The sequence below is a fragment of the Cohnella faecalis genome (assembly GCF_003570905.1).
Classification (GTDB): domain Bacteria; phylum Bacillota; class Bacilli; order Paenibacillales; family Paenibacillaceae; genus Cohnella; species Cohnella faecalis.
Genome location: NZ_QXJM01000048.1, coordinates 132313 through 156379 on the forward strand (window position 1 = coordinate 132313; position 24067 = coordinate 156379).

21 protein-coding genes and 5 pseudogenes are annotated in these 24067 nt (G+C 44.6%); 6 read left to right on the forward strand and 20 right to left on the reverse strand.

The window, feature by feature from the left end; genetic code table 11:
- Positions 1–173 precede the first annotated feature (173 nt).
- Positions 174–1141 (reverse strand): annotated as a pseudogene (locus D3H35_RS26900) (aldo/keto reductase).
- Between the two features lie 148 nt (positions 1142–1289).
- On the opposite strand from D3H35_RS26900, the gene D3H35_RS26905 reads away from it, so the two are divergent.
- Positions 1290–1970: a TetR/AcrR family transcriptional regulator gene (locus D3H35_RS26905; protein WP_233568184.1), complete on the forward strand. Its 681-nt coding sequence runs from the start codon at positions 1290–1292 to the stop codon at positions 1968–1970.
- A 366-nt stretch (positions 1971–2336) separates the two neighbouring features.
- Here the strand turns inward: D3H35_RS26905 and D3H35_RS26910 are convergent, their stop codons facing one another.
- The 3 genes from D3H35_RS26910 to D3H35_RS26920 form a co-directional block, all read right to left on the reverse strand.
- Positions 2337–3137 carry an aminoacyl--tRNA ligase-related protein gene (locus D3H35_RS26910; RefSeq protein WP_158594294.1) on the reverse strand — a complete coding sequence of 267 codons (801 nt, stop codon included), beginning with the start codon at positions 3135–3137 and terminating at the stop codon, positions 2337–2339.
- A 361-nt stretch (positions 3138–3498) separates the two neighbouring features.
- Entirely contained in the window at positions 3499–4440 is a 942-nt protein-coding gene (locus tag D3H35_RS26915) for a DUF6005 family protein (protein ID WP_119152207.1), read from the reverse strand.
- Positions 4441–4443: 3 nt separating this feature from the next.
- Positions 4444–4725: an acyl carrier protein gene (locus D3H35_RS26920; RefSeq protein WP_119152208.1), complete on the reverse strand. Its 282-nt coding sequence runs from the start codon at positions 4723–4725 to the stop codon at positions 4444–4446.
- Positions 4726–4865: 140 nt separating this feature from the next.
- On the opposite strand from D3H35_RS26920, the gene D3H35_RS26925 reads away from it, so the two are divergent.
- A complete protein-coding gene (locus D3H35_RS26925; RefSeq protein ID WP_119152209.1) occupies positions 4866–5270 on the forward strand; it encodes a helix-turn-helix domain-containing protein in 405 nt (134 codons plus the stop codon).
- Here the strand turns inward: D3H35_RS26925 and D3H35_RS26930 are convergent.
- The 16 genes and pseudogenes from D3H35_RS26930 to D3H35_RS31010 form a co-directional block, all read right to left on the reverse strand.
- The gene (locus D3H35_RS26930) at positions 5267–5965 is read right to left on the reverse strand and encodes a thioesterase II family protein (protein ID WP_119152210.1); all 699 of its coding nucleotides are present in this window, start codon (positions 5963–5965) and stop codon (positions 5267–5269) included. The two genes, D3H35_RS26925 and D3H35_RS26930, sit on opposite strands and share 4 nt — an antisense overlap.
- Positions 5962–6843, reverse strand: a complete 882-nt coding sequence (gene ilvE, locus D3H35_RS26935; RefSeq protein WP_267901459.1) for a branched-chain-amino-acid transaminase — start codon at positions 6841–6843, stop codon at positions 5962–5964. The genes D3H35_RS26930 and ilvE overlap by 4 nt, the downstream gene beginning before the upstream one ends.
- A gap of 23 nt (positions 6844–6866) precedes the next feature.
- Positions 6867–7984 (reverse strand): annotated as a pseudogene (hppD, locus tag D3H35_RS26940) (4-hydroxyphenylpyruvate dioxygenase).
- A gap of 17 nt (positions 7985–8001) precedes the next feature.
- Positions 8002–8604, reverse strand: coding sequence for an FAD-binding oxidoreductase (locus D3H35_RS34330; protein ID WP_325050167.1), 603 nt, complete (start codon positions 8602–8604; stop codon positions 8002–8004).
- A pseudogene (locus tag D3H35_RS35145) lies at positions 8517–9373 on the reverse strand (FAD-binding oxidoreductase). Before D3H35_RS35145 ends, D3H35_RS34330 begins: the two are co-directional and overlap by 88 nt.
- Positions 9370–10599, reverse strand: coding sequence for a macrolide family glycosyltransferase (locus D3H35_RS26950; RefSeq protein WP_119152211.1), 1230 nt, complete (start codon positions 10597–10599; stop codon positions 9370–9372). The pseudogene D3H35_RS35145 and the gene D3H35_RS26950 overlap by 4 nt, the downstream one beginning before the upstream one ends.
- A 3-nt stretch (positions 10600–10602) precedes the next feature.
- A complete protein-coding gene (locus D3H35_RS26955; protein ID WP_147355958.1) occupies positions 10603–11571 on the reverse strand; it encodes a hypothetical protein in 969 nt (322 codons plus the stop codon).
- A gap of 33 nt (positions 11572–11604) precedes the next feature.
- Positions 11605–12726 carry a DegT/DnrJ/EryC1/StrS family aminotransferase gene (locus tag D3H35_RS26960; protein ID WP_158594295.1) on the reverse strand — a complete coding sequence of 374 codons (1122 nt, stop codon included), beginning with the start codon at positions 12724–12726 and terminating at the stop codon, positions 11605–11607.
- Positions 12689–13723 carry a Gfo/Idh/MocA family protein gene (locus D3H35_RS26965; protein ID WP_119152214.1) on the reverse strand — a complete coding sequence of 345 codons (1035 nt, stop codon included), beginning with the start codon at positions 13721–13723 and terminating at the stop codon, positions 12689–12691. The genes D3H35_RS26960 and D3H35_RS26965 overlap by 38 nt, the downstream gene beginning before the upstream one ends.
- 1 nt (position 13724) lies before the next feature.
- Positions 13725–13997, reverse strand: coding sequence for a phosphopantetheine-binding protein (locus tag D3H35_RS26970; RefSeq protein ID WP_119152215.1), 273 nt, complete (start codon positions 13995–13997; stop codon positions 13725–13727).
- Positions 13998–14045: 48 nt separating this feature from the next.
- On the reverse strand, positions 14046–14759 hold the full coding sequence (locus D3H35_RS34345; RefSeq protein WP_325050170.1) for a carbamoyltransferase C-terminal domain-containing protein: 714 nt from the start codon (positions 14757–14759) through the stop codon (positions 14046–14048).
- Positions 14760–14798: 39 nt separating this feature from the next.
- Positions 14799–15564, reverse strand: a pseudogene (locus D3H35_RS34350) (carbamoyltransferase N-terminal domain-containing protein); the annotation flags it as partial.
- 152 nt (positions 15565–15716) lie between these two features.
- Positions 15717–16955 (reverse strand): AMP-binding protein, encoded by a 1239-nt coding sequence (locus D3H35_RS26980; protein ID WP_119152216.1) that lies wholly within the window; start codon positions 16953–16955, stop codon positions 15717–15719.
- Between the two features lie 25 nt (positions 16956–16980).
- Positions 16981–18535, reverse strand: a pseudogene (locus D3H35_RS35150) (condensation domain-containing protein).
- The gene (locus D3H35_RS27000; RefSeq protein WP_158594299.1) at positions 18514–18918 is read right to left on the reverse strand and encodes an AMP-binding enzyme; all 405 of its coding nucleotides are present in this window, start codon (positions 18916–18918) and stop codon (positions 18514–18516) included. The pseudogene D3H35_RS35150 and the gene D3H35_RS27000 overlap by 22 nt, the downstream one beginning before the upstream one ends.
- The gene (locus D3H35_RS31010; protein ID WP_158594300.1) at positions 18894–19034 is read right to left on the reverse strand and encodes a hypothetical protein; all 141 of its coding nucleotides are present in this window, start codon (positions 19032–19034) and stop codon (positions 18894–18896) included. Before D3H35_RS31010 ends, D3H35_RS27000 begins: the two co-directional genes overlap by 25 nt.
- A 647-nt stretch (positions 19035–19681) precedes the next feature.
- Here D3H35_RS31010 and D3H35_RS27015 point away from each other — a divergent pair.
- The 4 genes from D3H35_RS27015 (at position 19682) to D3H35_RS27035 (ending at position 23581) form a co-directional block, all read left to right on the forward strand.
- Positions 19682–20371, forward strand: a complete 690-nt coding sequence (locus D3H35_RS27015) for an AMP-binding enzyme (RefSeq protein ID WP_119152222.1) — start codon at positions 19682–19684, stop codon at positions 20369–20371.
- A complete protein-coding gene (locus D3H35_RS27020) occupies positions 20350–21681 on the forward strand; it encodes a condensation domain-containing protein (RefSeq protein WP_158594301.1) in 1332 nt (443 codons plus the stop codon). The genes D3H35_RS27015 and D3H35_RS27020 overlap by 22 nt, the downstream gene beginning before the upstream one ends.
- A gap of 520 nt (positions 21682–22201) precedes the next feature.
- Entirely contained in the window at positions 22202–23167 is a 966-nt protein-coding gene (locus tag D3H35_RS27030; RefSeq protein ID WP_233568187.1) for an AMP-binding protein, read from the forward strand.
- A 21-nt stretch (positions 23168–23188) separates the two neighbouring features.
- Positions 23189–23581 carry a hypothetical protein gene (locus tag D3H35_RS27035; protein ID WP_119152226.1) on the forward strand — a complete coding sequence of 131 codons (393 nt, stop codon included), beginning with the start codon at positions 23189–23191 and terminating at the stop codon, positions 23579–23581.
- The last annotated feature ends 486 nt before the right edge of the window (positions 23582–24067 follow it).

Below are 24067 nucleotides of genomic sequence, written 5' to 3' on the forward strand. Positions count from 1 at the left end.
AGAGCTTGCTTTGCGGGTAGAAGGAGCAGAGCGGTCCATAACATACATTTTAGACTGATCTTATAAATTGGAACAGCGACAGCCAAGGACGAGAAAACAAAGTCCTAGACTGTCGCTATTTCATTGAACTAACGTTCTCCGTTAGTTGAAGATCTGCCTATTGATTATTACCTTCAAATATTCAAACCTTTCATGCTGCTATCATCGTACCTACCGCCTTGAACAGCTGCTTCAGGACTGACAGCTTCAATTCGAGCTAAGTCGTCTGGGGTTAATACAATGTCTGCAGAGCCTGCATTTTCTTCTAAATAGCTAATTCGTTTTGTTCCTGGAATTGGAAGTGCGCCTTTTGCCATTGTCCATGCCAAAGCCAGTTGTGACGGTGTGCATTGTTTTTCTTTAGCGATATTTGTAATTTCATTGACAATATCCACGTTTTTCTGGAAATTCTCTTTTTGGAAACGTGGCAAATATCTACGGACATCATCCGCTGCAAGATCCTCAAATTTGCGTAATTCCCAGAAATGAACCCGCGACTTAGAGGACTATAAGCTACGAATGTGATCCCCAACTCGTTAACAACGGGGAGTATATCAGCTTCTACTTCTCTGCTCCAAAGGGAATACTCCGTTTGGAGGGCAGAAATTGGATGTACTGCATGTGCGCGTCTTATCGTTTGTGCAGACGCTTCGGAAAGACCGAGATAGCGCACTTTTCCTTCCTTAACCAGGTCCGCCATCGCTCCTACCGTTTCTTCGATCGGAACATTTGGATCCACTCGATGTTGATAATAAAGATCAATGTAATCAATGGCTAACCGGCGAAGGCTATCTTCTACCGCTTTTTTAACATAGTCCGGATGGCCGTTAACACCTTGGAAATTGGGTCCGAATGCGAATTTGGTAGCGACAATCGCCTGATCCCGGCGACCTTTCAAAGCTCGTCCGAGTAATTCTTCATTATGTCCATTTCCATAAACGTCGGCAGAGTCCAAGAAATTAACACCAAGGTCTAATGCTTTGTGAATCGTTTGAATCGACTGTTCGTCGTTGCTTTGACCATAAACACCTGACATCCCCATAAGTCCTAAACCGATGGACGATACTGTAATATCGCTATTGCCCAGTTTTCTAGTTTGCATTTCAGTCTCTCCTTTGTTATTGGAATTGGGTTTAGCATATCACAACAAAAACATACTTAACAAGTTTTATAATTTGTGTAAACCTTGTACTGTTTATAAAATGTGATATTTCGTATATATTAAGTAAGTAAGTAAGGGGGATGTTATTTTGAAGGATGAACAAAAAAATATTGCTAAATTTCGCGACACCCAGAACAAATTACTTTTCAAATTGTTACCGTGTATAAGAAAAAGCGGATTTCATTCTTTGCGTATGGATGAGATTGCTAAAATAATGGATATTAGTAGAGTTACGCTGTATAAATACTTCTCAACAAAAGAGGAGATCATTCAGATTGTTACAACATCATTTATCGAATACTTCAAAGAAATGATAATTCTTGATCCGCCAAATGAAGAACGATTATATGCGGCTCGTTTTCAGCAGCTTTTCGAGCAATCCGTTTCGCTTTCCACATTCATTACAGAGGAATACAAAAAAGACCTTGCCAGTGTGTATCCCGAAATACATGAACAATTGTACGGAGCAATACAAGAGCGCGAAAAACAATTGCTTAACTTCTACAATGCAGGAATTAGATATGGAATTTTCAACGAAATCAATGGACAGGTTTTGATTTTGCAAGATCAGTTATTAAATACCATGTTAGATACAAGATGTCTGTTAATGAATCATTTGACGATTGAACAGGTTCTTTATGATTTTTACAAGTTGAAAAAGATCCAGTTATTTAAGCCCGAAAAGCTCTCTTTGGTGGACGACAGCCTTATTGTGCCCAAAATTGATTACTTAACATTAAAGATATCAAAAGCTTTATATTCAACCTAAAGCAAAGACATCCACAAATATGGATGTCTTTGCTTTAGATATTCTTTTCGTCTAACTATATCTCCATGAATGATCATGACCCTTGGGGGCTTCTCTTTATGATTGACGATCTACGACAGTGAGGAGCCCATGAAAATAGCCTGCAATTTCCTGATCTCCTGTGGCGTTAGCTTCATGGTCTCACTCCTCGTCGACTCACTTAACTCTCTTTGCTACTTCAACACTTAGCAATAAAAATCCTTTAAAATCCAAAAAATCTCCCCAATTTTCAGGGAAACCTAAGCAGTAACGGAAATTTCACTTGAAAATTCCTCTCCTCTATCTTTGAGTCACTAAAAAATTCATTCTTCTTCCGATTTATCTCCTTTAGGAAAACCTCATCATCTCGGCGATATGAGGCTGCCATTTTCCCGGGTCTTCACCATACTTTTTTAATAGACTAAAAACCCATCTATCGATGCCAAACGCAATACATCCCGAATGTAATGGTTTATCGGCTGCATCGGTGATTCGGAACGGTTTGCATAAGGCTTCCCGAATGTTGTTGAATGACGCGATCGAGAAGGTCTGAGTCCCGCCGTCGACCTCGACTACGAGCTCGTACTTCATGTTAGCCATTTGCTGGTGCTGGGCTTTGGCAGCGTCGTCTGAGAAATAAAACGGATCGTTCGCGGTTTCGATTCTCCCCGTCAGACCAAGATCGCCGAACAGTTTCCAGATGCAATCCACCCACCAGTTTCTCTCCGATTCTACGAAATCTGGCGTTCCGATCAACACAACTTCCCTCATACTAAATTCATTTAATCGCTGGTTGCCCAATCTCCAAGTTGCTTCGTGTCGGTAACAGGTACCTAGAGCCGTCAATATAACGGGGTGCTCTAACGTTTGGCCCGCTAATTCTTCATAGCAGTGAAAACATACGGCAGGCGACAGAGCATACTGGCTTTGCCTTAAATTCGATTCGACGTCTCCTGTTTTTTTTATTTTTTGTAGAATATCACTTTGATGCGGAATTTCCGAAACCAAGTATATATTTTGCGGAAAAGTGGTGACATAGCCGCACTTATCCAACGTCTTGAGCGGGATCATAGACGGGTATTTGCGGTATTTCGCATGACGCTCCATTGCAAGATTGCTGAGTATGCCGTCTATCGATTGGTAGAGCATGACCGCAAAATCCCTTCTGACGCTGCCATCGGACGCGAATGACCAATCCGGATGATAGGACGCTCCGGGAAAAGGAGACTTGTAATTATCATCATTAGTAGAAACGTTTCGGATCACCCTGCTCTTTAACGTTCTGATCGTCCGTTCTTGTTCCATCAGAAGAAGTACGGTGTCTTCGATCTGCGATCGATTGGAATCGTCGTTCGCATGAATCACAATATCCTGGTTCTCGCCGTCCAAGTAACAGGCACTGATCCCTTCAAGGCTATAAGTCAACTTGGATACGAGAGACTGTGCTTGCAAGTTCGTAAGTTTGTCCGAGGTATGATAACGAAAAGTCAACGTTCGGCCCCCCTTCAATTCAATTGATTATTCGCATTTCCTCTTTCCAATCGAGATACAATCGCCAAATTTCCTTCTTAATGAATAATTCAAGCTCGTCTAATTCGCCGATCTTGACAAAGAGGCGTTCCAAATCGGATTGCTTCTGGGTGATTCCAATACGTATGGCCAACAAGCCGACCTTAGTCCATTCGTTTATCAACCGGGCTATGGCTTCGTTCAATTCGTTCACCGGAAAGTTCAGATGTTCAGCCAAGAATGAAGACACATACGTATATCCGTTCTTCCGGTAGGAAAAGACGCCGATTTGATTCAGATTCGAGGATAGAAGACGGATTGAAAGTTTATTTTCTTTGACCAGTTGGATCCGGTTGCGGACGTAGGAAGGCAAATCATTGGATTCAAGATTCATCTTCGATTCCAATTGATCGACAATACTCTCAAGAGAAGGGAAAGACAATCGGTCTGCCGCTACCATAATACCGCTGAAGTTACTTTCGAAACCAAGAGCTTGATCCATCACTTCCTGCGGAATGCGGCCCTCCCAATCAAAAAAGGGGTCGACGATTTGCCACTCCCCGTCCTCACAAAGGTTAAGTAGGATAAAATGGGGTCTATGCCGTTGTCGGTAGGATTGATTCGGATACGGTAGGAAAAACAAGTCAACAAGCGCCACAAAATAGTGATCAACTTGGCTGCGGGCGGCGGCTCCGATTTCCGTAAGAAAGCTCTCGATAGCTTCCTTACCCCCAATCCACAACCTTCCGGCATCGCCGTACAGTTTACCGGCATTATCGAAACTTTCTAAAGAAATACCATCAGTATAATATTTCAAGCCGCCTTCCTCGTCTAACTCAAAAGCCTGATCCCAAATTCCAATGTACAGGGGACGGAAGTCCAAAGCTCGCGATTCGCGTAAAATATAGGAAAAACAATCAAGAATACAATAAACTCTGAGCATGGATCACGTTCCCTGTCCTAATTTTCTCAGAATATTGCTTGCGATTTGATGCAAGGTTATAAAGTTTTCCTCCAGCATTTCTTCGTCCTCGAAAACGACTTCAAAATGCTGCTCGATATCCACGATTAATCTGACCATCATTATTGAATTCATTCCTGCATCAATCAGATTGGCCTCGGAAGTGATTTTCTCACGAAACATCGGATCTTCCAGCAATTCCGATAATCTTTCGATCAGCATTTGTTCTACTTGCTCTATTTGTTCCTGGTTTTGTTGTGCTTTCATGCGCACTCTCCCGAATTTACTTTTTATGGTTTCTCATGCCTTCGTCGGGAATTCACTATATTCCTTCTCAGATGATTGTGATTTCCTCGTAATCGACTTATAATGAATCCGAATATAGCGATCTAAAGGTGTGACGAGATATGCCACGATTGTTCATGAAAAGACTGAAAGAGCTGAGAAACCGAAAAAAAATGTCGCAAGAAGAACTGGCCGGAGCTTTGAACATTCCCCGGACTACCATTGCCGGATATGAGTCCGGGATCAGGTCTCTTCCTCGAGAACGCAGGTTGAAGCACATCGCCAGCTACTTCGGCGTGTCCATCGACTACTTAATCGGATTTACGGATGAAGAGAATGAACCGGAAGATTTGCAAAATCAGATTGTCAAGCTGATCCGTTCGGCTAATGTACACTACGACTATAAGTACACGTACTCGGATAAGGAAAAAGAGCAGATCATCGAGATATTGCTGAATATCGCCTCAATGGATCAAGCCGAGCGAAAACATGCGTTGGACTTGATCGGTAAAATGGCTAAAACCTAGTTGATATGGTTTCTGACGATGTTCAAAATCGACTCCTCCTGTTCGCGAATAAAGAAATGGTCGCCGTCAAGTTCGTAGAAGGCGGTTTTTCCACGCGTATGCTTTTCCCACTCCCGTAAGTCTCCTTGAATGCCATCATCCCGAGCACCCGACAACACCGTGATATCGCAATCCAGCGGCGCACTTTTTTCCATAAAGCGATACGTTTCGACGATTTTAAAATCCGCCCTCAAAACCGGAAGAAACAGCTCCTGCAAATCCGGTTCTTCGAAAAATTGCGGGGGCGTGCCGCCGATCTCGGTCACTTCCGCCATAAACTCGTCCCGCGGAAGCGCATGGATCATTTTTTTACATTCTTTTCGGTGTGGTGGCGACTGCCCGGAAGCAAACAGGTGAGTGGGCAACATTCCGAATGATTCTCTCAACCGATAAGCCAGTTCGTAGGCTAGCAAGCTTCCCATGCTATGTCCGAATAACGCAAATGGCGATCCGTCCATTCGAATGCTGATCTGCTTCACAAGGTCGCTCAGCATTTCCTCGATATTCTCGCATAGAGGTTCCGAAAATCTGCTGCCCCGCCCTGCATATTCGACGGGAACGACTTCTAAGTGGTCGGATAACCGTTTTTTCCAACCTAGAAAAATTGAAGCCGATCCTCCTGCGTATGCGAAACAGAATAATTTCGTACCGTTCATAGGCTGAACTTCACTCCGTCCGTTACCGCCAATTGTTGGAATGCATCGATCAATAACCGGGTTTTCTCACCGGGCTTCCCGTCTGCGACGACGCGTCCGTCGACTTTCACCACCGGAATCACCTCGGAAGCCGTACCCGTAAGAAATACTTCATCCGCCGTATGAATATCATGTCTCGTGAGAGGTGACTCGTTGACCGCAACTTGGAATTTGTTCAAGATTTCAATAATGGAACTCCGGGTGATTCCCTCCAAAGCTCCTTGATAGATGGCCGGCGTAACCACTTTACCGTTCTTGACAATGAAGATGTTATTGGTCGTGCCTTCCGCGACGTATCCGTCCGTATTCATGATTAATCCGTCCTTGGCACCGGCTTGAATGGCTTCGATCTTGACCAATATATTGTTCAAATAATTTAAGGATTTCACTTGCGGGCTTAGCACGTCGGAACGGTTTCTCCTCGTCGCCACGGTGACGATATCGATTCCCGTCTCGTATAAGTGTCTAGGAAATGCTTCGAAACCCTCGGTCATAACGAACAGCTGCGGCCGGTTGCATACGAACGGGTCCAGATTATACCCTTGCCCGACTCCTCTAGAAACGATGATCCGAATATAAGCGGTATGGAGTTGATTTTTCTTAAGCGTCTTGACTACAGCTTGCTCGATTTCCTCATGGGACAATGGGATATTCAACATGATGGCTTTTGCCGAATCGAACAATCGGACCAGATGTTCCTTCAACTTGAATACGTTGCCGTTATAAGCCCGTATTCCTTCGAACACTCCGTCTCCGAACAAGAACCCTCTGTCATATACGGATACGACCGCCTCATCCCTTTTTACCAATTCCCCGTTCATGAAAATCCATTGACTCACCGGAATCTCTCCTATCACTGATTTTACAAATTGCCTCTTTTGGCTTGTTCCCGCTCCACGGCCTCGAATAATGCCCGAATATTACCGTTTCCGAATCCTTTGGAGCCTTTCCGCTGAATAACCTCGAAGAATAAAGTGGGCCGGTCATTCACCGGGTGACCGAATATTTGCAGCAAATAGCCTTCGTCGTCCCGATCGGCAAGAATCCGTAGCTTCCTCAGCTCCTCGACCGGTTCATCCAAGGCGCCACCCGATCGTGCAGCATTTCGTAATAGGTTTCCGGAGTATCCAGGAAGTTCAGACCATTGCGCTGCAGGGTTTTTACGGAATTGAGAATATTGTCGGTTTGAAAAGCGATATGCTGCACTCCGGCGCCATTATTGTAATCCAAATATTCCCTTATTTGCGACTTCTTCTTTCCGACTGCGGGTTCGATGATCGAAAACTTAATTCGCTCCGTTCCGTTTTGCAAAATCTTGGTCATTAGGGCCGAACGCTTTGAACTGATGTCTTCCTTCTTGAATACCTTTAGCAAACCGAATCCAAAGATGTCTGCATAGTACTGGAGCCATTCGTTCATATCTTCGACGCATATTGCCAAATGATCGAAACGGGTCAATCCTGTATTCCTTGCTCTCGAATTTTGTTTAATTGGATGAAAACCGGGTGCGAATATCCCTTTGTATTCCTCGCGTTCCACAAAAGTATGGACCGTTGCTCCAAAGGTGCCGATCACGGCCTTCTTCAAACATCCGAACTCATCCTCCTCCGAATAGGGCTCTCGGATGGGGATGCCCCCGTTTTGGACCACTTTCCGATACGTTGCTTCGATATCCTGAACCTGGAAGGCAATGTCTCTGACCCCGTCGCCATGTTTTTTGACAAAGTCGGAGATCGGGTGGTCCGTGCTATAAGCCCCGCTAATCAGAATACGAATGCCGCCTTGCTCCAGAACATAGGAGATTTTGTCGCGATCTCCCGTTTCCAACCCGCTAAACCCCACAATGCGGAAACCTAACAACTTCGAGTAATAATATGCGGCTTGCTTTGCGTTTCCCGTATAAATTTCAAGATAGTCAATGTCTTGAATGGGCAACGACTCTCTGCTTGTTTCCCCGATTTGACTCTTCGTACCTAACATTGGTTCTACTCCTTCCACTAGAAAATTTTACCTGGATTCAAAATGTTTTTCGGATCGAACAAAGCTTTAATCGCTCGCATCATGGAAACGGACTCTCCGTGTTCCGCCGCCAAATGCTTCTTTTTCCCAAGTCCGATTCCATGTTCCCCGCTGCAGGTACCGCCTCGTCGAAGCGCGTATTCGACAATCGCGTCGCATACTCTCCGGGCTCGTTCCATCTCTTCTTCGTCCGATGGATCTACGGCCATGACGGCATGATAGTTCCCGTCTCCGACGTGTCCCAGTAAAGAACCGAATACCCCGTACTGATCCATCATTTTTCGTGTGGCGGAAATCGCCTCGGGCAGTACGGAAATCGGTACGCACACATCGGTTGTCATCAGTTTTTTGTCTGGCGACAAATCAGCGATCACATGAGCCACATGGAACCTTATCGCCCACAATCGATTTCTGTCTTCTTCAGACTCATATAGCGTGGTCTCATGAGCACCTAAATGTTTCAGGATCGAGATCGATTGATCGGCTACATCCCTCAGCGTTGAAGTCGATCCCGCGATATCAAGAAGCAACGTTGGAAATTCGGCAAGCTCCGTTCGGTAATATTGATTGATGCAACCCATCGTTCGATCGTCCAACAACTCCAGCCGCCAAACTCCGTTCCCGTCCGAATCAACGAGGTTACCGCATTGCTGGCTGACGCCAGATCAGGAAATACCGCTTTCAGCGATATAATCGATGGAGGAATAGGATGTACGCGCAGCGTCAATTCCGATAGAACCGCGAGAGTCCCTTCGGAGCCGACTATTAAATCTTTTAAGTTATAGCCGGACGAAGATTTTCTCGCCATCCCACCTGCCCTCATGATCGTACCGTCCGCCAATACGACCTCCAACCCTAAAATCTGATCTTTCATCGTCCCGTAGCGAACGGCGTTCGCCCCGCTTGCGTTCGTAGCAGCCATACCACCGACAGTAGCATCGGCTCCGAGATTGACGGCGAAGAACAATCCATGCTCTTTGAGCGCTTCATTGAGCTGGTTTTTCGTAAACCCGGTTGAACGATGACCAGAAAATCCTGAGGGCGTATTTTGATAATCTCATTCATTCGCGTAAGACTTAGAGAAATTCCTTGGCATACGGGAACAACTTGTCCCTCAACGCTCGTTAATGCACCGCAAGGAACGACGGGAATGGAACGTTCATTTGCATGTACAAGAATATCGCTGATTTCTTTGGTGCATATCGGATACACGACTACGTCAGGACAAGAGGTTCGATGGTAAGAAGTGATGTCATTACCATGTCGTCGGATCACCTCTTGGTCTATCGAAACTCTTGCGGGGTCCTCGATGATCCGATGAAGTTCTTGAACAAGTGTCACCGGTGTCACCTCCCTTTTCTTAAAGACAATTCGACGTTCATTTTCTCTTTAAATCGGAGAATTGCCCGCAGGGCGCTATTGTTTGCCGCTGCCGTGATCAGGCTTTCCCCCAATTCAGCGCTTCTTTTCGAATAAGAGGGATTCAACATAACCTGCTCTGCTGTTGTCCTTAGAAGATCGGGCGTCAAATCATCGCGGTTTAATAAAATGCCTGCGCCTAAATCCTGAATTCGCCTAGCGACGATAGGTTGGTCAGCGGCCATCGGAACAATAATCAACGGCACGCCCAGGCTTAACGCCTCGTTGGTGCTTCCCATGCCGCCGTGAGTGATAAACATGCAGGCATGCTTCAAGATTTCCAATTGCGGGACATGGTTTCTCACAATGAAATTTCCCGGGATGCAGGGAAACGCCCCTGCTTCCACCCTATTTCCTAAGGAGAGAACGACTTTTCCGCGAAACGATGCAAACGCCGCAAAACAAATTTCATAGAAATCCTTGTCGTTGTTGTACATGGTTCCAAGCGAGATATAAATGACGCTTTGATCGGTCAGCCGTTCGAACGGAAATTCTAACTCCCCAGCGCGGCGCGATGGGGAAAATCCGACGAATTCGTAACTGTCATCCAACGAATGGGAACCCGGCTGCAGATCGCTAGAGGTGAAGACCAAATTGAGCTGTCCTTTGTTAAAGAAAACTTCATCGATATTCGGTCGCTTAATTCCGAACTTCTGGCTCACTTCGTAAGATAATCGGGCAAACGCCTTCATATGGGATACATTCTCCACTATTGATACAGTCGGTCCGGAAGGCTGATCCTGCCGTTGTTGCGTTGACGACATTCGTTCGGCATTGATGAAGGAAGTGCAAGTACTAATATGGGGTAATTTCAATATATTGGAGATCGTTGTCCCACACCCGTACATGGAATCGTGGATAACATAATCGAACGTCTCTCCCTTGATTTGTTCCATAACGCCTGGTATCACGATCGAATAGGACGAGAGCAGTTTCAGAATCAAGCCCATAAACTGTTTCGTTTCGAGGGGATCATCGCTTTTCAAGAAATTGCCGTACGCGCGAAAGCTGGCGCCCATTCCCTCGATTTTCCAGCGAAATTCTTCGCTTGAAAAATAAACGACTTCTTCTCCTGCCTCTATCAATTGTTCCACCAAAGGGAACGTCGGGTTGATATGTCCTGCAGAGGGTCCGTTAATGAAGAGAATTTTTGACATGGCTTAACGGAACCCGTTCAGATATTCAAGCATTCTGATTTCGGCATTTTTGATATCATCCGTTTTTCGAATAATTGAATCGATTAGTGCAGCATTTTGAAAGTTTCTTTTGTATTTCAACATTAAAAAGATAAGCGAGTTCCACTGCCGAATCACTTCGTTGACCAGCAGATCTCCTCTTTCAATAAAATCCGGAGACATGACTCCTAAAGACTGAAAACTATTCCATACATATTTGCGCATGCGAATAATCGAAGTCATAGTGACCTTGTTCATATCCACCCACTTGTCTAGTGAGTATTGATCCCAATTGATCGAACTGGACGTTTCTTTTTGAAACATCATAAGCGCACCTACGCCGCGATTACCTTTCCCTTTCGAATAAACAGAAAGATTTCTCTCAGTGGCATCTGTAAAAATCTCATAGAGATTCGGGCTTGACGATTTAGAATTCTCCGAAAAACACTGCGTAAAGTAAATCAGTTTATCGTCCAGAAGGGATGCAGATTGCAAATCCTTAGCATGTATCTCATCGATATAATCAACAAGGGAGTCGATCAGCAATATGCTGTTTTTCTTCTTGTTATATCGTGATAACAATACGGAGTGGGCAAGTCCGGTCGCTTCATAGCTCAAAAAAGCTTTTGGGAAGTATGACAGTCTCGAAGCAAAACAGAGGAAATAGGCAACTCCGCCTGAGTCGAAAATTTCTTCCAAATGCTCGACGCTGCCATTTTCGAAAAAATCGGATCGGGTCCCGTAAATCCTATCGATTTTCTCATAATCTTCAATTTCTCTACATGACATCAAATAATTAGAATGAAATTGAACATCCCAGCAATTCACAAGAAACAAATGATGGTTCAAACCTGCCAGTTTCAGCCCTGTAAGAACGGATGAACACAAGCATTCCAAAGGGGCTAAATTAACCAAGTCATCGGGTTTAATTTGCTCTTTATCAAGTAGCAACAAGAGTACACCTCATTTCAATAGCGATGCCTCAGATCAAATGGATACACCGCCAAGTAAATTCCGAATTTCTTTCGCCACGGTTTCCACATCCTGTTCGGAAACGGTTATATTCATGGGAAGCGATAAAATCTCCTTGGAAGCTTTCTCACTTGTCTGGAAATCACCGGGCCCATACCCAAGATAAGAAAAAGCAGGGGTCAGATGAACAGGGGTAGGGTAGTGTATGCCTGTCAAAATTCCTTTCTTTTGCAAGTGTTTCATGAGAGAACTGCGCGCAAGGTCAGGCACCCTTATGACAAATAGATGAAATACATGGCTTTGATCGTTTCGATGGCACGGTAAGACTACATTGGAAATCCCGTTAAGCTCGTGTTCATACCATTTTGCAATTTGTATTCTTTTGGCCGTCCATTGTTCTATATATTTTAATTTGATGTCCAAAGCGATAGCCTGAATAGGGTCTAAACGGCTGTTAAAACCCGGGAGTTCATGCTGGTAGCGCATCTCCCCACCATGATTACGAAGTTTTCGCAATGTGGACAAAAGTTCTGGAGATGATCCGGTTATACCGCCCGCATCTCCAAATGCTCCGAGATTTTTATCTGGATAAAAGCTGAAACATGCGAGTTGGCCCCAATTTCCCACTGCCCGATTATATAGCCTTGCCCCAACAGCCTGCGCTCCATCTTCGATTACCGCAATTCCACGTTCTTCCGCCCATGGAAGAAGCTCGTGAAGGTCAACCATTTGTCCATAGAGATGCACCGCTATGATAGCCTTTGTTCTTGCCGTAACGGCTTGCGTAACTTTGCCGATGTCCATTAAATATGTTCTTTCATCGCAATCTACCAAAACAGCCCGCGCCCCGACATGATGTATCGCTGCCACCGTCGCCACGAACGTATTGGCAACGGTGATCACCTCGTCGCCGGGGCCGATTCCGAGTGATTTTAATGCTAGAATTAGGGCATCCGTACCGTTGCCCACACCGACCATTCCCTGTGCGCCAATATATTCTGCGAAGGCCTTTTCAAATCGAGCCACCGAAGCACCACCGATAAACTCCCCCCTTTTGGCGATTTGTTTAACGGCATCTCTCCATTCTTCTTCAATAATTTCAAACTCCGTCTGCGGTGCCGACAGCAAAATCCCCATATTCGACCCTCCTATTACACAACTTCGAATAACGAATGGCATCCAATAGAGTCATGGTTTCGACTGCTTGCTCGAGCGGAACGGCAAGATCCCCAAGGTTCTGTATATGATTAACAAGAGACATGTATATCTCTTTACCTGCATGTCGTTTCGTATCCGGAACCTGAATCAACTCGGGCGCGGCTCCTTTCCGATACAAGTATGCTTCTTTATCGGAGACGACTTGCAAGGTTGACTTGTCTCCTCCCACAACCCAAGAATTCGCTCGTGCAGCCGAACCGAAGTTTACGCACATTGACATCAGTATACCGTTGGTCAGTTTCATATTGGCGTGAACATATTCTTCGGCTTCGCTCTTGCCCCAGCGTAAGTTTTCGGAAGTGGAAGTAAGTTCCTGAATCTGCCCAAGCTCTAGTTGAAGCAATTGATCGGCAAGATGCACACCCCAATCCATCAATGCACCTCCTCCAAAATGGAATTCGTTTCGCCAGGAGGGGTGAAAAGATTTGACTCCGAAGAAGTCACCCGTGCCGAACATGTCGTAGCGCCTTTCCACAAACAAGATTTCGCCCAGCATTCCTTCCGAAATCACTTTCTTAACGAGAAGAAAATCTCCATCATACCTGCGGTTTTGAAAGACGGTGACGGTTTTGCCAACTTTGCGGGCAAGCTGTAGCAGTTTCGTCGCTTCCCTGGCATTTACCGTAACGGGCTTCTCGACAATAAGGTGTTTTCCCGCTTCTAGCGCTTGAACGGCTAACGAAAAGTGCGAATTCGGCGGCGTGGCGATCAGTACGGCATCGATCGGACTGCGCAGCATTTCTTCCAACGATGCATAGACCGAAAACCCTCGTTTTTCCGCAAGTACCCGTCGTTCGAGGGTGATGTCGAAAACCCCATGAACTTCGATTTCCTCTATTGATTTAATAATAGGCAGATGTACGAGCTCCACGATTCTGCCGAATCCGACAATTCCAAGTCTCAATTTATTGCACATATTAATTCGTCGACCTACCACTACCAGCTTGAAGCTGCTGAATAAACGTAACGAGCGAACCTAAGGTGAAGAACACTGACGGATCGAGGTCCTCTTCAGGTACGGTAACATTGAATTCCTCTTCTATATACACAATCAGTTGAAGCACCATGATGGAGTCGATGGATAAGTCATCGAATAGACGGCTCTCTTCCGTTACCGTTTCTGGAATCTCCACTTCTAAATACTGATGGATAATAGTGGTGAGTTGATTTAATACTGCTTCTCTTGTCATTTTTACTCTCCTTTAATACGTAAATTGTTTCTAAAAGAAACTACATACTCAAGAAACGGAAGCTTTTCGTTTTGAAACGATAAAGTCATGAATCACCAAGTAATCCAAATCGATGTTCAAGAAACATCGGATCGCGTCTGAGGGCGATTCTATAATGGGCTCCCCGTTATCATTAAACGATGTGTTTAACAAGACGGGGACGCCGGTTCGATCGTAGAAGGCCGTCAAGAGATTATGCAGCTTTGGATTCAACTGCTTACTAACGGTTTGTAACCTTCCCGTACCGTCCACATGGGTTACTGCCGGAATCTGTTTGCGTTTATCTGGTTCAATATATGGCACGAACATCATATAATACGAAGGATGCCGCATGAAAAAGTATTGTTCTTGTTGCTCCTCTAGTACAATGGGTGCGAATGGACGGAATGCTTCTCGATGTTTAATTCTGGAATTGATGATGTCCTTCATCTCCGCCCTTCGAGGATCCGCTAGAATGCTCCGATTCCCCAAAGCACGCGGTCCGATTTCGGATCTTCCTTGAAACCAACCGATAATATTCCCTTCGGAAATCAGCCGCGCTGTCGTTTCGACCACATTTTCCAATTTCTCCACATGCAATCTATCGCAATACTTATTTAATTCTGCTTCTATTGAATCTTCCGAGTATTCCTTTCCCAAATAGGGACTAAAGATTTGTCCTTTAGCTGCTCTAGGTTGATTTAAGATGTTGTGGTAACCGAACAACGCACTGCCAATTGCCATGCCTGCGTCCCCCGCGGACGGTTGGACGAACACGTTTTCAAATTGCGTTTCTTCTAGGATCTTATAGTTCATGACGCTGTTTAAGCCGACCCCTCCCGCAATACAGAGGTTTTTGGATCCAGTTACGCGATGAAGATAATGGCATGCATTAAGCACAATGCGCTCAAGATGATGCTGAAGTGCATACGCAATATCCGCTTTTGCTTGCTCGATTTTATCCGCATTTTGACTTGGTGATAAAGCCCGAAACAAAAACCGAGCAACAAGCGGAAAGTGTTTCTTGTTTTGTACGAATCCCCCTTCCTCGTTCAATTCATAAAATCTGTAGAATTCCTCGACAAATCGATTGGTGCCGTAGGGGGCTAGCCCCATTGTTTTTTTCTTCTTCATACATTTGGAATCCGATCATTTCAGTAATTGCGGTATAGAGACCACCGATCGTATTTTCCGTTTTTAATACAGGAAAATAGTCAACAACACGACCTAGCGTTTTTTTGATCTCTATTAATTGAGATCCTTTTCCGTGATAGAAAGATGTGGTTTCATGCAACTGGTTTTCCGAGTCGATCCGGCTACCGGAACCGTCTATAACGAGTACTGCCGCGTCTTCAAATCCGGACGGATAAAACGCGCTGGAAGCATGAGCCAGATGATGGTTGATTAGGCGCGTTTTATTGAATAATTCCTGAATTTCCACGTAAATCCTGGGTGTAGAGTGTCGTTCCCCATGATCAAATCGATATCCTTTAATTGCAACCCTGCCGCTTCCAAAACAGTACATTGCCGCATTGCAATTCAAGATCATTTCATCGCTTAAACCGACAGAGTGTTTTAGTCGGCTTAACCGTTCATCTTCAATGGCGTATTTAATCTCCCCATCCACTATGAGACAGGCCGAAAAATCATGCCAAGACCACCGAGGCTCAAAATATTCATCGAATTATCTCCCTTAAAAAATCAAACATTTCCACGCTCACTTAGGTATTTTCGGCTGATTTTACCAGATGGTGGCCGAGGAATCTCCTTTACAAACTCGACTACTCCGGGAACTTTATACGGAGGCAAATGCCATTTGCACCAATCTCTGACTTCCTCTGCCGACATCAAGCCGGAACGCACAATTATTGCTTTTACCGCTTCGCCCCAAACCGGGTGTTTGGTTCGGTGCACGACGGCCTCGGCAATACCGGGCATGCTTGTGATAACACGTTCAACCTCCAATGGTGCGACCTTTAATCCAGATACGCAGATTAAGTCGTCCAATCTTCCATAAATCTGAAGAGAACCATCAGGTGATAAGAATCCTATATCGCCGGTACAAATCGTATTGTTTCCAAATGAAACAACAACTTCATGAAAATCACTCTCTCTTTCCGCTACAGCCACCTCTAGATGAGGCAAGGGCTTGCCGACATCCGATGCAGAAGCAGGGTCGTCCGCAATCGAAATGCACCCTATCTCCGAACACCCATACTGCTGATAAACTTGCTGCGAATTCTTTTTTATTGTTTGTAGCAAATCGTCTGTTAGCGGCGAACCAGAACTGATTATTTTATAAAAATGCAAAGGTTCCTTTTGAAACGAAGCAGCGAGATGAAACAAAAAGGGGACTCCATAGACAACCGCGTTCCTCGTCGATCTTACCATCTTCGCTATGTGTTTTGGGTTTTTGTCGACTACAATAATAGGTTTAACCCTTCTGGCAAGAGCGGCAAGCATTCCGACCAACCCAAAAGAATGATACACGGGAACCAGGATCAATGGTATGTCGCTATCCGCCCATGCGATCGCTTTATTATAGGAATCAATTTCAACATCGACGTCTTTCCATAATCGACGAATTAGCTTTGGCGTCCCACTCGTTCCTGAACTGCACTGGAATAAGGAAGGCTCCTCACGAGAAGCCTTCCTACCAAGAGGAATTATTTCCCGGCATGTCTCATGCAGTAAAAAAGAACTTCCCGCCCTCTTAGCAATTTCTTTAGCCGTCTGAAGAGGAGTCTCTCCATTCAGCAGCAAAACCGAACCCCCTCTCTCTTTCAAGTATAAAACGGCGCTTAATATTGCCAAAGGGGATTTCAAACAAACGGCGAACATGAAATCAGCTGGGGAATGCAAGTCGTTCATTTTTGCAAATTGAGGAAACCAATTTTGCACTTCCTGCTTTCCGTGATGACTTTGATCGACGGAAATCATATGTTTCACTTCCTTTAGGCGTTCTTCAGAAATAAAAATCAACCATTTCCATTGATGAATGTCTCTTTGGTATCTTGAACGGGTCTCCTATTCCAATATCCTTTATTTTTATGCTTCTATCCCCAATTATTTGTAACAATATTTTTTGATAATCTTCGACTAATCTGATGATCGTTTCTCTTTTAAATAGTTTTATTGAATACTCCATAGTTAATTGAATTTCGTTTTGCGCTTCATTACCTTGTAGATTTAAATTATACTTGGCCGTACCATTGCCTACAGCAGATGGAATAAATTCAATATTTGAAGTGTCGTGCTCGCTATTCGAATATAAATTCGAGTTCAATCCGAACATCGCGTCAAACAGTACACTTCGGCTAGGTTCCGCTGTTACACCCAATTTCTCCACCAACATTTCGAATGGAAAAGTCTGGTTATCGTATGCCTCAATTGTATTTTGCCTTATTTCTTTCAAAAATTCCATAAATATTTTATCTTTATCGACTAAATTCCTCATACAAATATTGTTGATCATAATCCCCATAATGTTGGCTAAATCGACATGTGTCCTTCCAGCGACTGGCGTTCCTACAACAATGTCTTCCTGTCCCGAAATTTTGGAAAGTAAAATGGTAAATGCGGAGAGCAATACCATATAAAGCGTCGTTTCCGTTTCCAGAGACAGCTGTTTTAAACTCATCGTCGTTTTTTCGTCTAGAATGAACCCGACTTGATCTCCTTCATAACTCTTGTAAGACGGCCGAGGGTAATCCGTTGGCAACGCCAGTTTTGGAATTTCGCTCGAAAATCGATTCAGCCAAAATCGCTCTTGCTTTGCAACCTGTTCATTAAGAAATACATTGCGCTGCCATTCCGAAAAATCTTTGTATTGCAAGCGTAACGGTTCAATACTTTCCCGTGATAAATTTCAATGAATTCCCGCTCTAGAATTTCCATCGACAACCCATCTGCAATAATGTGGTGTAAATCGTATAGCATCATGTGGCGTTGTTCCGAAAGTCGGATCAATCCTACCCTTAGCAACGGAGCTTGATCGAGTGAAAACGGTCGCACGAATTCACTGACAATAGAGCCTACTCCATCCAGATCAGCTTGCCAATAATCAATCTCAAATTCTACGTCTTGATGAATTCTCTGTACCGGTTCTCCGTCATCCAATGAAAAGAAGTCCTCAATGATTCATGTCTACTTATTAATGATTTAAATGCGAGCTCAAACCGATTTCTATCCAATTCCCCATTGATAAAATAGCCTTTCGGCATATTATAGGTTTTATCTTGCGGGTTCATTTGATTTTGGATAAATAACAGTTTTTGAGCCGAGGACTGCGGATAATACTCCCTTTCATCCGCTGGTGTTATGAGTTTGTAAGAGCTAATTTCTTTATTTTGAATCAAATTTGACAATGCTTTAATGGTGGACGTCCGGAAAATATCGCCAATTCGAACATCGACGTTTAATTCCTTGCTCACGGCAGAAGCCATCGCGGAAGCCCGCAAGGAATGGCCGCCAATTTCAAAGAAATTTTCACCGATCCCTATTTGTTCGCGGCCGAGCACTTGTCTCCATATGGAAACAATTTTTTGTCAAGTTCATTTCTCGGCGCCTCGTTGGCGACTCCAAAATCATAATTACCTTCTGGCGACGGCAATGCTTTCCGGTCCAGCTTCCCGTTGGGCGTCAGCGGCATCTGCTCTACCTGCACGAAGAACGACGGGATCATGTATTGGGGCAACATTTCCGACAAACGCTTCCTCAGTTCCGCTGTGCCAAGATTGCCGTTCGCGACGAAATAGGCGCATAAATACGCGCTTCCTTCTTCATCCTTACGCGCGATGACCGTTGCTTCCTTGACCGATTCGTGTGACCGAAGCGCCGATTCCACTTCGCCCAATTCAATGCGGTGGCCGCGGACTTTCACTTGCTCGTCGATCCGTCCCAAGTATTCGATGTTCCCGTCGGCAGCCAGCGCGCCAGGTCTCCCGTCCGGTACATCCGCTCGCCAGGCGCGAACGGGTTGGCTACGAATTTCTCCACTGTGAGCTCCGGTTGATTCAAGTAACCTCTTGAGACACCGTCGCCCGAAATATACATTTCCCGGCAACACCGATCGGAACCTCCTGCATGTAGGAGTTCAATATATATATTTGTACGTTGGATGCAGGAACCCCAATCGGTACCGATGTATACCCTTGCTCCCGGCATCGAACAAATACACTGTACAACCAACGACGGTCTCCGTCGGTCCATACTCGTTATAGATCTCTACCTTGCCTTCATATTTTTCGTAAATGCTTTGTGCTAATGCATGGCTGAAATCTTCTCCGCCCACGATCAACCTCTTCATGCTGGTGGAAGAAGATAGATGCACATCCGTTTCGAGCAGCTTTAAGTGGCTCGGCGTTAATTGAGTAGTCCACCTTGTCTTCCTCTATAATTCGCTTAATAACGGATGCTTGGTTCTCCCATGGTATACCAACTTATTTTCCGGTAATCAGCGGCAGGTACAAGGATGTAACGTCAAATCAACGCCGAGCCACTTAAGCTGCTCGAAACGGATGTGCATCTATCTTCTTCCACCAGCATGAAGAGGTTGATCGTGGGCGGAGAAGATTTCAGCCATGCATTAGCACAAAGCATTTACGAAAAATTGAAGGCAAGGTAGAGATCTATAACGAGTATGGACCGACGGAGACCGTCGTTGGTTGTACAGTGTATTTGTTCGATGCCGGAGCAAGGGGTATACATCGGTACCGATTGGGGTTCCTGCATCCAACGTACAAATATATATATTGAACTCCTACATGCAGGAGGTTCCGATCGGTGTTGCCGGGGAAATGTATATTTCGGGCGACGGTGTCTCAAGAGGTTACTTGAATCAACCGGAGCTCACAGTGGAGAAATTCGTAGCCAACCCGTTCGCGCCTGGCGAGCGGATGTACCGGACGGGAGACCTGGCGCGCTGGCTGCCGGACGGGAACATCGAATACTTGGGACGGATCGACGAGCAAGTGAAAGTCCGCGGCCACCGCATTGAATTGGGCGAAGTGGAATCGGCGCTTCGGTCACACGAATCGGTCAAGGAAGCAACGGTCATCGCGCGTAAGGATGAAGAAGGAAGCGCGTATTTATGCGCCTATTTCGTCGCGAACGGCAATCTTGGCACAGCGGAACTGAGGAAGCGTTTGTCGGAAATGTTGCCCCAATACATGATCCCGTCGTTCTTCGTGCAGGTAGAGCAGATGCCGCTGACGCCCAACGGGAAGCTGGACCGGAAAGCATTGCCGTCGCCAGAAGGTAATTATGATTTTGGAGTCGCCAACGAGGCGCCGAGAAATGAACTTGACAAAAAATGGTTTCCATATGGAGACAAGTGCTCGGCCGCGAACAAATAGGGATCGGTGAAAATTTCTTTGAAATTGGCGGCCATTCCTTGCGGGCTTCCGCGATGGCTTCTGCCGTGAGCAAGGAATTAAACGTCGATGTTCGAATTGGCGATATTTTCCGGACGTCCACCATTAAAGCATTGTCAAATTTGATTCAAAATAAAGAAATTAGCTCTTACAAACTCATAACACCAGCGGATGAAAGGGAGTATTATCCGCAGTCCTCGGCTCAAAAACTGTTATTTATCCAAAATCAAATGAACCCGCAAGATAAAACCTATAATATGCCGAAAGGCTATTTTATCAATGGGGAATTGGATAGAAATCGGTTTGAGCTCGCATTTAAATCATTAATAAGTAGACATGAATCATTGAGGACTTCTTTTCATTGGATGACGGGAGAACCGGTACAGAGAATTCATCAAGACGTAGAATTTGAGATTGATTATTGGCAAGCTGATCTGGATGGAGTAGGCTCTATTGTCAGTGAATTCGTGCGACCGTTTTCACTCGATCAAGCTCCGTTGCTAAGGGTAGGATTGATCCGACTTTCGGAACAACGCCACATGATGCTATACGATTTACACCACATTATTGCAGATGGGTTGTCGATGGAAATTCTAGAGCGGGAATTCATTGAAATTTATCACGGGAAAGTATTGGAACCGTTACGCTTGCAATACAAAGATTTTTCGGAATGGCAGCGCAATGTATTTCTTAATGAACAGGTTGCAAAGCAAGAGCGATTTTGGCTGAATCGATTTTCGAGCGAAATTCCAAAACTGGCGTTGCCAACGGATTACCCTCGGCCGTCTTACAAGAGTTATGAAGGAGATCAAGTCGGGTTCATTCTAGACGAAAAAACGACGATGAGTTTAAAACAGCTGTCTCTGGAAACGGAAACGACGCTTTATATGGTATTGCTCTCCGCATTTACCATTTTACTTTCCAAAATTTCGGGACAGGAAGACATTGTTGTAGGAACGCCAGTCGCTGGAAGGACACATGTCGATTTAGCCAACATTATGGGGATTATGATCAACAATATTTGTATGAGGAATTTAGTCGATAAAGATAAAATATTTATGGAATTTTTGAAAGAAATAAGGCAAAATACAATTGAGGCATACGATAACCAGACTTTTCCATTCGAAATGTTGGTGGAGAAATTGGGTGTAACAGCGGAACCTAGCCGAAGTGTACTGTTTGACGCGATGTTCGGATTGAACTCGAATTTATATTCGAATAGCGAGCACGACACTTCAAATATTGAATTTATTCCATCTGCTGTAGGCAATGGTACGCCAAGTATAATTTAAATCTACAAGGTAATGAAGCGCAAAACGAAATTCAATTAACTATGGAGTATTCAATAAAACTATTTAAAAGAGAAACGATCATCAGATTAGTCGAAGATTATCAAAAATATATTGTTACAAATAATTGGGGATAGAAGCATAAAAATAAAGGATATTGGAATAGGAGACCCGTTCAAGATACCAAAGAGACATTCATCAATGGAAATGGTTGATTTTTATTTCTGAAGAACGCCTAAAGGGAAGTGAAACATATGATTTCCGTCGATCAAAGTCATCACGGAAAGCAGGAAGTGCAAAATTGGTTTCCTCAATTTGCAAAAATGAACGACTTGCATTCCCAGCTGATTTCATGTTCGCCGTTTGTTTGAAATCCCCTTTGGCAATATTAAGCGCCGTTTTATACTTGAAAGAGAGGGGGTTCGGTTTTGCTGCTGAATGGAGAGACTCCTCTTCAGACGGCTAAAGAAATTGCTAAGAGGGCGGGAAGTTCTTTTTACTGCATGAGACATGCCGGGAAATAATTCCTCTTGGTAGGAAGGCTTCTCGTGAGGAGCCTTCCTTATTCCAGTGCAGTTCAGGAACGAGTGGGACGCCAAAGCTAATTCGTCGATTATGGAAAGACGTCGATGTTGAAATTGATTCCTATAATAAAGCGATCGCATGGGCGGATAGCGACATACCATTGATCCTGGTTCCCGTGTATCATTCTTTTGGGTTGGTCGGAATGCTTGCCGCTCTTGCCAGAAGGGTTAAACCTATTATTGTAGTCGACAAAAACCCAAAACACATAGCGAAGATGGTAAGATCGACGAGGAACGCGGTTGTCTATGGAGTCCCCTTTTTGTTTCATCTCGCTGCTTCGTTTCAAAAGGAACCTTTGCATTTTTATAAAATAATCAGTTCTGGTTCGCCGCTAACAGACGATTTGCTACAAACAATAAAAAAGAATTCGCAGCAAGTTTATCAGCAGTATGGGTGTTCGGAGATAGGGTGCATTTCGATTGCGGACGACCCTGCTTCTGCATCGGATGTCGGCAAGCCCTTGCCTCATCTAGAGGTGGCTGTAGCGGAAAGAGAGAGTGATTTTCATGAAGTTGTTGTTTCATTTGGAAACAATACGATTTGTACCGGCGATATAGGATTCTTATCACCTGATGGTTCTCTTCAGATTTATGGAAGATTGGACGACTTAATCTGCGTATCTGGATTAAAGGTCGCACCATTGGAGGTTGAACGTGTTATCACAAGCATGCCCGGTATTGCCGAGGCCGTCGTGCACCGAACCAAACACCCGGTTTGGGGCGAAGCGGTAAAAGCAATAATTGTGCGTTCCGGCTTGATGTCGGCAGAGGAAGTCAGAGATTGGTGCAAATGGCATTTGCCTCCGTATAAAGTTCCCGGAGTAGTCGAGTTTGTAAAGGAGATTCCTCGGCCACCATCTGGTAAAATCAGCCGAAAATACCTAAGTGAGCGTGGAAATGTTTGATTTTTTAAGGGAGATAATTCGATGAATATTTTGAGCCTCGGTGGTTCTTGGCATGATTTTTTCGGCTGTCTCATAGTGGATGGGGAGATTAAATACGCCATTGAAGATGAACGGTTAAGCCGACTAAAACACTCTGTCGGTTTAAGCGATGAAATGATCTTGAATTGCAATGCGGCAATGTACTGTTTGGAAGCGGCAGGGTTGCAATTAAAGGATATCGATTTGATCATGGGGAACGACACTCTACACCCAGGATTTACGTGGAAATTCAGGGAATTATTCAATAAAACGCGCCTAATCAACCATCATCTGGCTCATGCTTCCAGCGCGTTTTATCCGTCCGGATTTGAAGACGCGGCAGTACTCGTTATAGACGGTTCCGGTAGCCGATCGACTCGGAAACCAGTTGCATGAAACACATCTTTCTATCACGGAAAGGATCTCAATTAATAGAGATCAAAAAAACGCTAGGTCGTGTTGTTGACTATTTTCCTGTATTAAAAACGGAAAATACGATCGGTGGTCTCTATACCGCAATTACTGAAATGATCGGATTCAAATGTATGAAGAAGGAAAAACAATGGGCTAGCCCCTACGGCACCAATCGATTTGTCGAGGAATTCTACAGATTTTATGAATTGAACGAGGAAGGGGGATTCGTACAAAACAAGAAACACTTTCCGCTTGTTGCTCGTTTTTGTTTCGGGCTTTATCACCAAGTCAAAATGCGGATAAAATCGAGCAAGCAAAAGCGATATTGCGTATTGCACTTCAGCATCATCTTGAGCGCATTGTGCTTAATGCATGCCATTATCTTCATCGCGTAACTGGATCCAAAAACCTCTGTATTGCGGAGGTCGGCTTAAACAGCGTCATGAACTATAAGATCCTAGAAGAAAC

Bases quoted from the DNA above. Each gene is read 5' to 3' on its own strand.
- D3H35_RS26950 (WP_119152211.1), bottom strand. From the start codon at position 10,599: ATGTCAAAAATTCTCTTCATTAACGGACCCTCTGCAGGACATATCAAC.
- D3H35_RS26965 (WP_119152214.1), bottom strand. From the start codon at position 13,723: ATGTGCAATAAATTGAGACTTGGAATTGTCGGATTCGGCAGAATCGTG.
- D3H35_RS34330 (WP_325050167.1), bottom strand. From the start codon at position 8,604: ATGGGTTGCATCAATCAATATTACCGAACGGAGCTTGCCGAATTTCCA.
- D3H35_RS26970 (WP_119152215.1), bottom strand. From the start codon at position 13,997: ATGACAAGAGAAGCAGTATTAAATCAACTCACCACTATTATCCATCAG.
- D3H35_RS26925 (WP_119152209.1), top strand. From the start codon at position 4,866: ATGCCACGATTGTTCATGAAAAGACTGAAAGAGCTGAGAAACCGAAAA.
- D3H35_RS26920 (WP_119152208.1), bottom strand. From the start codon at position 4,725: ATGAAAGCACAACAAAACCAGGAACAAATAGAGCAAGTAGAACAAATG.
- D3H35_RS27035 (WP_119152226.1), top strand. From the start codon at position 23,189: ATGAATATTTTGAGCCTCGGTGGTTCTTGGCATGATTTTTTCGGCTGT.
- D3H35_RS26980 (WP_119152216.1), bottom strand. From the start codon at position 16,955: ATGATTTCCGTCGATCAAAGTCATCACGGAAAGCAGGAAGTGCAAAAT.
- D3H35_RS26910 (WP_158594294.1), bottom strand. From the start codon at position 3,137: ATGCTCTACCAATCGATAGACGGCATACTCAGCAATCTTGCAATGGAG.
- D3H35_RS34345 (WP_325050170.1), bottom strand. From the start codon at position 14,759: ATGGCAATTGGCAGTGCGTTGTTCGGTTACCACAACATCTTAAATCAA.
- D3H35_RS26915 (WP_119152207.1), bottom strand. From the start codon at position 4,440: ATGCTCAGAGTTTATTGTATTCTTGATTGTTTTTCCTATATTTTACGC.
- D3H35_RS26960 (WP_158594295.1), bottom strand. From the start codon at position 12,726: ATGGGGATTTTGCTGTCGGCACCGCAGACGGAGTTTGAAATTATTGAA.
- D3H35_RS26930 (WP_119152210.1), bottom strand. From the start codon at position 5,965: ATGAACGGTACGAAATTATTCTGTTTCGCATACGCAGGAGGATCGGCT.